Consider the following 8,882-nt stretch of genomic DNA (forward strand, 5'->3'; position numbering starts at 1 on the left):
ATTATTATATCGTTTTTAAACTTTATAGTTTAATTTAGATTATCTGTTTTGATTGTTTGATTTAAAAAAAACTGTATTGCTAAAGAAAGAAAAAAAAATTTTATTGCTTTTATATATTTTATGTAGAAAAAATAGTTGAAAGTTTAAATAACTTTTTAAAACTATCCGTTTTGTAAAAAAAGGAAATAAAAATATGATTATTTTGTTAAACCCAAAAATTAGAAGAAAATATTTTAAAAAGATTACAAAAAGAAATTTTACACTAATATAAATTAAAGAAACAATAATGGCTTTTAATTCAAAATATTTACCAAATGTAGATATTAATGTTCAATGTGATAAAGTATTGCATAAAAAAGCATTTGATATATGTTATTCCTGTAATTTGAAAACTCCTAAAATGGTTTTATATAAAGTATAAAAAGTATTTAAGTATTTAAAAACTTTATAAATTAATTGAGAAAATACTTAATAAAAAAGAAATTGAAAAAATAAAACAAGACATTTAATTTATGATATATTTTTTAAAAAAATTAAATTTAAATATAAATTCAAATAGAAGATTTAATTAAAAATAGTAAATATGTTAGAATATTGACCCAACCTGTGGGAGTGGTAAACGATTATGTAATAAAATATTTTAATAATCAATTTTTGAAAAAATTGTTAATGACAAAACTTTTTTTTATTTTTTGGGAAATAATAAAGAACTGGAATTGTTTTCATAGAATTAGAAAAAAAATTAGAAATGTTTATATAAAAAATAAAAATTTCATTGAAATTTTTAAGAAGAATTTTATATAATTATAAAAGATGAATATATTAATGATTTGAAAAAAGAAAGAGAAATTTTTGATTTAGTATTTTATAATTAATATAAGTTTAAAGAAAAAAATAAAAAATTAAAATAATATAAAAGTTTATAATAGTATTTTTAAAAGCATTGAGAGAGGAAATAAATAAAAAAAGCTAAAAAACAAATTTTTTTAAAAAATTTGGAAATTGAATAAAAGTTAATAATTTTATATTTTTATAAAAAAAATAAAGAATAAAAAACCAATTTACAATACTAGATATTCTAAAAGATTTAAGAATTAAAAAAGAATGTTTTAAGAATATCAAATAAATAATCTAAAAAATGAAATTATATTAACTAAAGATAAGAAATTGAAAAGTTAAAAGAAGAAAAAGATTAATTTTAATTTTAAAAAATTCTTCTTTAAATGCAGGATTTTAAAATATTTTCATAAATACTGTCTAATTTGACGATAAAAATTTATTAAATTTATAAAATTTATAAAAATGAAAACCTTTTTGTTTTTTCAATCTTTTTCAAAACTTTTTGAAAAATAATTATCAATTGAGTTGTTAAGAAAAAAGAGGGAAGCCATTTTGATTTGCCGATAGCTTTAAGTATTCTGTATCATAAAAAAGATATTGATTTGAGAGAATTTTTGGTTTTGGGCGAGCTTGGGCTTGACGGTAAACTTAAAGATACAAATACAATTTTTCCTATAATTTTATCTTTAAAGCCTAAAAAAGTGATAATTCCGCTTGAGAGTGCAGGTAAAGTGTCTAAAATCCCAGGAATTGAAATATATGCTTTTTCGCATATAAAAGAGTTTGAAGAATTTGCTCCAAAAAAAAGTGAAAAAAGTGAATTAAATTATGACTCGATAAATATTAACGGTAAAAAATATTACTATTTAAATGAATTTAAAGAGGATTTTAAAGATGTAATAGGTCAAAACGAGGCAAAAGAAGCGGCTTTGATTTCAGCGGCTGGGTTTCATAATATTTTGTTTGAGGGAAGTCCGGGAGTCGGTAAATCTATGATAATAAACAGAATGAAATATATTCTGCCTCCTATGAGTCTGGAAGAGATACTTGAAGTTGAAAAATATAATTCACTTGAGGGGAAAGAAGTTACATTTAAGCCTGTCAGGCCTTATAGAGCGCCGCATTATTCATCTACAAAAGCAGCAATATTCGGAGGCGGAAGCAGGGGGGCTAAAATTGGGGAAATTGCATTTGCGAACAAGGGGATTTTGTTTTTTGACGAGCTTCCTTATTTTCAAAAAGATGTTTTGGAAAATCTGCGTCTTCCACTGCAGGATAAAAAAGTGTTAATCAGCAGGGTAAATTCAAAAATAGAGTATGAAACGGATATTTTATTTGCGGCGGCTATGAATCCATGCCCCTGCGGAAATTTGTTAAGTCCTCTTAAAGAATGCAGATGCACGGACCTTGAAATCAGAAGGTATAAAAACAGGATAAGCGAGCCTCTTTATGACAGGATTGAAATATATCATCAGATGATTGAAGACGACTCAAAAGATACAATTTCAAGCAAAGAGATGTTTGAGAAGGTTTTAACTGCATTTGAAATGCAAAAAGGTAAATTTAATGCCAATTTAGAAGAAAATTATCAATTTGACTTAGAAAACGAAGCTTATGATATTTTAAATAAAGCCAAAAGAAATTTTGCACTCTCTAAAAGAAGCGAATTTAATTTATTAAAGGTGGCAAAAACCATTGCAAATTTAGATAAAAGAGATAAAATAAAAAAAGTTGATTTATTAAAAGCGTTAAAGTATAGGAAAAGATGAAAGAAATTATCAAAATTTTAACAGAAGAACATAATTTTATAAATCTGTTTTGGAATAATTTTCACAAAATTGACGAAGGCGTTTACAGAAGCGCCCAGATACTTCCCTGGAGGCTTAAAAAAATAATTAAAAAATATAATATAAAAACTGTAATAAATCTAAGAGGCAGCGATAATTATTTATATAAAAAAGAAAAAGAAATATGCGATAAATTAGGGGTTGAATATATAGAGCTTCCAATTTCATCAAGAACACTTCCCAAAATAGAAGAGATGGAAAAATTAAAAGATATTTTAATGAATAAAAACAAAAAACCCCTTCTTTTTCACTGCAAGGCTGGGGCTGACAGGAGCGGGTTTGTTGCAACATTTTATAGAATACTTAAAGGCGAATCTCCAAAAGAGGCTCTCAAAAAAGAACTTAAATTGCAATACGGCTTTATAAGTTTAAGTAAAGCCGGAAGAATTAAGGAATTTTTTTCAAAATATGACGGTAAAAATGATTTTATGGCTTGGGCTGAAAAAAACAGGGATAAAATTCAATCGGAATTCAGTGAAAACCCTTTTGTCGATTTTATATATGAGAAAATTTTAAGGAGAGAGTGATGAGAGAAGTGTTTGAGAATGTCTATTTTTTGGATAAAAAATGTTATGAAAAATATAACTTGAGAGAAGATATTTTAATGGAACACGCAGCTTACGAAATGGCTCTTGAAATATATAAAAGATTTGAGAAAGGAAGCAGTGTAACTATAATTTCTGGTCCCGGAAACAACGGGGCAGACGGGATAACACTTGCAAGAATCCTTTTAGGGGATTATAAGGTTAATCTGTTTTTACCCCTAAATGCAAAATCCGCCATGGCAAAACTCCAGCTTGAAAGGTTTTTAAGAATTGGCGGGAAAGTCAGTAAAAAGATAAAAAAAGCTGATGTTTTGGTGGATGCAATTTTTGGAAGCGGGTTAAAAAGGGATTTAGATGACGGGATAGCGGATGTAGTTGAAAATATGAATGAAATGGATTCTTTTAAAATAGCCTGTGATATCCCAACCGGAATTGATGATAAAGGGAATTTAAGACCTGTGTCTTTCAGGGCAGATGTGACCGTTACAATGGGTGCTGAAAAATTAGCTTTATATTCAGACATGGCAAAAGATTATGTGGGTGAGATTAAAATAGCAAATTTGGGTGTTTCTTTTTCAAACTATATTGAAAAAAGCAGTTTTTTTGTTTTGGAAAAAAATGACTTAAAACTTCCTTTTAGAAATAAACAAAATACTCACAAAAGAAGTTATGGCCATTTAGGTATTTTATGCGGAGAGAAAAAAGGCGCTTCAATAATGGCGGGTATGGCCGCATTTAATTTCGGGTGCGGACTTGTTAGTTTAGTCACTCATAAAGAGGTTAATGCCCCTTATGAAATTATGCAGACACACCATATTGAAAATTTCTCAGCACTTGCATTTGGTATGGGGCTTGGCAATTATTTTGATGATGAGCTTGAAGAAATTGCAAAACTTGATATACCGATGATAATAGATGCGGATATGTTTTATAAAAAAGAGATTTTAAAATTTTTAAAAAAAGATGTTGTTTTAACCCCTCATCCAAAAGAGTTTTCATCACTTCTTAAATTAACCGGTATTGGAGAATACAGCGTAAAAGAAATTCAAAAAAACAGGTTTGATTTGGCATTGGAATTCAGTAAAAAATATCCCGGAGTTGTATTGCTTCTTAAAGGCGCAAACAAAATAATTGTGCATAATAAAAAACTTTTTATTGACCCTCTTGGAAACGTTGCATTGGCAAAAGGCGGGAGCGGAGATGTTTTGGCCGGAATGATAGGAAGTTTATTGGCTCAGGGAGAAAGTTTGCTTGATGCTACAATTAATGCAAGTTTGGCCCACTCGGTTGCAGGAAATTATGAACCGAATTATGCCTTGACCCCTATAAAACTTATAAAAAGACTTGAAGAAATTAATATTTAGCGTATAGTTTTTTAAATTCTTCACAGTTTTTTAATAATTCTTCTTTTTTTCCTTTACATACAATCTGTCCATTTTTAAAAACTAAAATTTCATCTGCATTTTCAATGGTATTTAATCTGTGTGCCACTATAAAAACAAGTTTGTCTTTAAGTTTTAAAATACTATCCATTATTACTTTTTCGCTTTTATTGTCCAGTGCGCTTGTTGCTTCGTCTAAAATTAAAACATCCGGGTTTTTATATAAAGCCCTTGCTATTGCTATTCTTTGTTTTTGCCCTCCGCTTAGATTGCTTCCTCCTTCGTTCAAAACGGTGTATATACCATTTTCCAAACTTTTTACATAATCCCATAAATTTGCTTTTTTAAGTGCTTCGATTATTTTTTCTTCGTTAATTTCTCTTCCGTAGGAGATGTTTGCGGCAATTGTGTCGTTAAAAATGTGAACATTCTGCGGAATATAGGCAATTTTGCCCCTTAAATCAAAAATATTATATTTTTTTATATTTTTTTCATTTATTAAAATTTCGCCGCTGTTTGCATCATAAAATCTTTCAAGCATTGATACAAAAGAACTTTTCCCCCCTCCGCTGTCCCCTACAAGACCTATAATTTTGGGTTTTTTTGTTTCATAGTTTATGTTTTGTAAAGCTTTTTTGTTTCCGTATTTTAAATTTACATTTTTAAATTCTATTTTTTCAATAGAGCTTAATTTTTTATTGCCCGAAATGATTTCAGGTTTTAGATTAAATATTTCTTTTAATCTTTCATTTGCGGCAATTGCATCCTGGAATCTTGAATATGTGTTTGCTATTCTTCTAATCGGGTCTGTCATCATAAAAAGTGCCGTCATAAAAGAAAAAAACGCTCCGACACTCATTTGATTTTCAATTACCTCTTTTCCTCCGATAATAATTACAATTGCGCCTATTGCCGCGGTAAGGGTTTCCAACACCGGAATCAAAACAGCCTGTGTCCGTATGGTTTTAAGATTTATTTTTAAATATTTGAGATTCAGCTCTTCAAATTTTTTTATTTCATATTTTTTTGCGTTAAATGCTTTTATTGTTTCTATGTTCTTAAAAATTTCACTTAGGTGTTTATTTAATTTTGCGGTTTGATTCTGAGCTTCTTTGGATAATTTTTTCAGTTTTTTAGAAATAATGCTAACAGGGTAAATAATAAAAGGCAAAATAATCAGTGCAAAAAAAGCCAATTTCGGGTTTTGATATATTACCACCGCCAAAAGAAAAACAGCCATTAATATATCTCTAAGTAAATTGGCCAAAGAATGGCTAACCGCTCCTTGGATTCTGTTTATATCATTTATTGTTCTGCTGACCAGCTCTCCTGAGTGGGTTTTTTTAAAATAGAGCAGGTCAAAACTTAAAATATGCTTTAAAAATTTATCTCTGATTTGCCTTACAATATCTTCTCCTATGAAGCTTACATAATACTGCTGCAAAACCGAGCCCACACCTTTTAAAAAATAGGCAAGTACAATTGCAAACGGTAATAAATATAATAAACGGATGTTTTTTTCTATAAATATTTTATCAAGTACCGGTTTTACTAAATATGCGGTTGCGGCAGTTGCAAGAGAAACCAAAATCATTCCTATTACGGATAAGAAAATCTGTTTTTTATAATGTTTGTAATAAGGCATATACTCTTTTAAAAATTTAAACACTTATTTCCTTTTTGTTATAATTTTACATATTTTACCAAAAGGAAATAATGGAAGCAATAATAAAACTCAGTTCTCTTGGAGATATAATTCATTCACTTATTGTTTTGCCTAAACTTAATAAAAAAGTTGATTTTTTTGTGGATAATGTTTTTAAAGAAATTTTAGAATATAATCCTTTTATTGAAAATATTGTGCCGGTTAAATTAAGACAAGCAAAAAAACAAAAAAGTTTATATATTAAAGAATTTGTAAGACTTAAATCAATGGATGCGTATGAGAGGGTATATGACCTGCAGGGGCTGATTAAAAGTGCTCTTTTGGCAAGACTTGTCGGTGATATAGTGGTTGGTTTTAAAAATCCAAGGGAGAAAATAGCCAGGTTTTTTTATGATGAAAAAAAAGATGTTTTAGGCGAAATTGCTATTAGAAGATATATCAATCTTTTCGGCTTTGATGATACTCAGTATTTAAAAAATCATCCAAAACTTTTGTTTTATAAAGATAAAGAGTTTGAATTTTTAAGCAAAACTAAAAAAAACATAGTTTTTATAATAGGGGCAAGCTGGGAGTGTAAAAAAACGCCTTTAAAAATATGGGATAAACTGGCAAAACATTTTAAAAATGAAAATATAATTATTCCTTATTATGGGGAAAGCGAAAAAAAAGATGCATTTTTTTTGGCTGAAAATAATTCAAACATTTTGCCGATTAGCTTAAATCTAAATGCTTTAAAAGCATTAATTGATAAGTGTGATTTACTTATTGGAAACGATACTGGTCCTAGCTTTATAGCGTGGGCAAACAATATTAACAATGTGATTTTATACGGCTGTACATATAATAACAAAATTTATGAAAACAAGTTTTCTAAAAGTGTAGAAATGCAAAAAAGCATAAAAAAAGGCTTAATGGTAATGGATAAAATGGATTTAAATCAAATTTTAAAGAAAATAGATGAATTTTAAAGATTTAAGTTATTACGGATTTAATATGTTAGAATTTATAATTAAATATACCCCAATGCCCTTTGTTGATTTTTTAAAAAAAATACTTCTGTTTAGTGTGTATCATTTGGACAATAAAAGGAAAAAAGTAATTTGCATAAATTTAAATTTGGCATATGGAAATACATTAAGTAAAGAAAAAAAAGAAGAAATTACAAAAAAAGTTTATGAGAATTTTATAAATAATCTCTTTGAATTTATCGAACTTTCATTTATTTCAAAAGAAGAACTCAGAAAGAGAATTGAGTTTAAAAATTTAGATAAAATAAAAGAATATTTAAATAAAGGGCCTGTAATATTCAGTGGGGCACATTTTGGTAACTGGGAAATAGCTACATCTGCAATAGGTGCTTTTGTGACGCCTATAAGCGCAGTTGTAAGAAATATAGACAATCCTAAGCTTAATGAAAAAATAAAAAGAACAAGGGAAAAATTCGGAGTTAGAATTTATAATAAAAAAGGCGCTCTTAAAAAATTAATGAGAGATTTAAAAAACAATAAAAGTATTGGAATTTTGGTAGATCAGAATACGGCTGAAAATGAAGGGGTGGAAACAGTTTTTTTTGGCAAAAAAGTTTTACATACACCTTCGGCATGTCTTTTAAGTAAGAAATTTAAAATCCCAATTGTTATGGGTTTTGTTGAAAAAGAAAAGGATAAATGGATTATAGATTTTAAAGAAATTTTTTATGCGGATGATATTAAAAAATGCGTGGATAAACAATCAAAAATTATTGAAGAAGAGGTGAAACAATATCCAGAACTTTGGTATTGGATGCATAGAAGATTTAAACATTTTTATGAAAATGAATACAATAAAAAATGTAGAGTGTAAAATGAAAAGTGGGTTTTACTCATCTGGCTGCTTAAAAAGCGGCCACGATGAAAAATTAAGTGTAGTGATTTTGACAAAAAATTCCCAAAAGTATTTAAAAGAAGTATTAAAAAGTGTGGAATTTGCCGATGAAGTTATTATTTATGACAATGAAAGCACCGATAATACATCAGAAATTGCTAAAAAGTTTAAAAACACTAAAATTTTTATTGATAAGAACTGGGAAGGTTTTGGAGTTCAAAAACAAAAAGCTGTTAATAAAGCTGCGAATAAATGGGTGTTTGTATTAGATAGCGATGAAGTCTTTACTGGAAGTCTTAAAAATGAGGTTTTAAAAACTATTAAAAATCCAAAATATAATGCTTATAAAGTTGCAAGACTTAATAATTTTTTTGGCAAATGGATTAGACACTGCGGCCTTTTCCCTGACTATTCTATAAGGCTTTTTAACAAAGAAAAGTGCAAATTTAATGAAAGAAAAGTGCATGAAAGTGTAGAGTGTGAAAGGGTAGGAGAGCTTAAAAACTATTTTTTGCACTATGCATATGAGAGTGTTGAAGAATTTATTGAAAAGCAAAATAGATACTCAAGCCTTGGTGCAAAACCTAATAAATTAAAAGCCATATTTTCACCATATTGGACTTTTTTTAAGATATACTTTTTAAAGTTAGGTTTTATTGATGGATGGAGTGGCTTTGTAATTGCTAAACTTTATAGTGAATATACTTTTTGGAAATATGTTAAAAAAATGGATAATTGA

The 8,882-nt window shown here is 28.1% G+C and carries 8 protein-coding genes and 1 pseudogene; 8 read left to right on the top strand and 1 reads right to left on the bottom strand.

Annotation, left to right across the window (positions count from 1 at the left end):
- Positions 1-286: 286 nt before the first annotated feature.
- From DZ65_RS11285 to DZ65_RS0104210, 5 genes and pseudogenes are all read left to right on the top strand, one after another.
- Positions 287-421, top strand: coding sequence for a hypothetical protein (locus tag DZ65_RS11285; RefSeq protein ID WP_255327422.1), 135 nt, complete (start codon positions 287-289; stop codon positions 419-421).
- Positions 422-1,385: 964 nt separating this feature from the next.
- Positions 1,386-1,541 (top strand): annotated as a pseudogene (locus DZ65_RS11465) (magnesium chelatase domain-containing protein); the annotation flags it as partial.
- Between the two features lie 30 nt (positions 1,542-1,571).
- Positions 1,572-2,609: an ATP-binding protein gene (locus DZ65_RS11470; protein WP_369792329.1), complete on the top strand. Its 1,038-nt coding sequence runs from the start codon at positions 1,572-1,574 to the stop codon at positions 2,607-2,609.
- Positions 2,606-3,214, top strand: a complete 609-nt coding sequence (locus DZ65_RS0104205) for a tyrosine-protein phosphatase (protein WP_024789598.1) — start codon at positions 2,606-2,608, stop codon at positions 3,212-3,214. The genes DZ65_RS11470 and DZ65_RS0104205 overlap by 4 nt, the downstream gene beginning before the upstream one ends.
- Complete coding sequence (locus tag DZ65_RS0104210; RefSeq protein ID WP_024789599.1) at positions 3,214-4,596, top strand: bifunctional ADP-dependent NAD(P)H-hydrate dehydratase/NAD(P)H-hydrate epimerase; 1,383 nt, start codon at positions 3,214-3,216, stop codon at positions 4,594-4,596. Before DZ65_RS0104205 ends, DZ65_RS0104210 begins: the two co-directional genes overlap by 1 nt.
- Here the strand turns inward: DZ65_RS0104210 and DZ65_RS0104215 are convergent.
- Positions 4,586-6,283 (bottom strand): ABC transporter ATP-binding protein, encoded by a 1,698-nt coding sequence (locus tag DZ65_RS0104215; protein WP_024789600.1) that lies wholly within the window; start codon positions 6,281-6,283, stop codon positions 4,586-4,588. The two genes, DZ65_RS0104210 and DZ65_RS0104215, sit on opposite strands and share 11 nt — an antisense overlap.
- A 47-nt stretch (positions 6,284-6,330) precedes the next feature.
- Between DZ65_RS0104215 and DZ65_RS0104220 the strand changes: the two genes are divergently transcribed.
- The 3 genes from DZ65_RS0104220 to DZ65_RS0104230 are packed head-to-tail and all read left to right on the top strand — an operon-like array spanning position 6,331 to position 8,882.
- Complete coding sequence (locus DZ65_RS0104220) at positions 6,331-7,248, top strand: glycosyltransferase family 9 protein (protein ID WP_024789601.1); 918 nt, start codon at positions 6,331-6,333, stop codon at positions 7,246-7,248.
- Positions 7,238-8,122 carry a lipid A biosynthesis lauroyl acyltransferase gene (locus tag DZ65_RS0104225; RefSeq protein WP_024790783.1) on the top strand — a complete coding sequence of 295 codons (885 nt, stop codon included), beginning with the start codon at positions 7,238-7,240 and terminating at the stop codon, positions 8,120-8,122. The genes DZ65_RS0104220 and DZ65_RS0104225 overlap by 11 nt, the downstream gene beginning before the upstream one ends.
- 1 nt (position 8,123) lies before the next feature.
- Positions 8,124-8,882, top strand: coding sequence for a glycosyltransferase family 2 protein (locus tag DZ65_RS0104230; RefSeq protein ID WP_051428246.1), 759 nt, complete (start codon positions 8,124-8,126; stop codon positions 8,880-8,882).

Origin of the sequence: Lebetimonas sp. JS032 (genome assembly GCF_000523315.1) — a bacterium.
Taxonomy (GTDB): Bacteria; Campylobacterota; Campylobacteria; order Campylobacterales; family Nautiliaceae; genus Lebetimonas.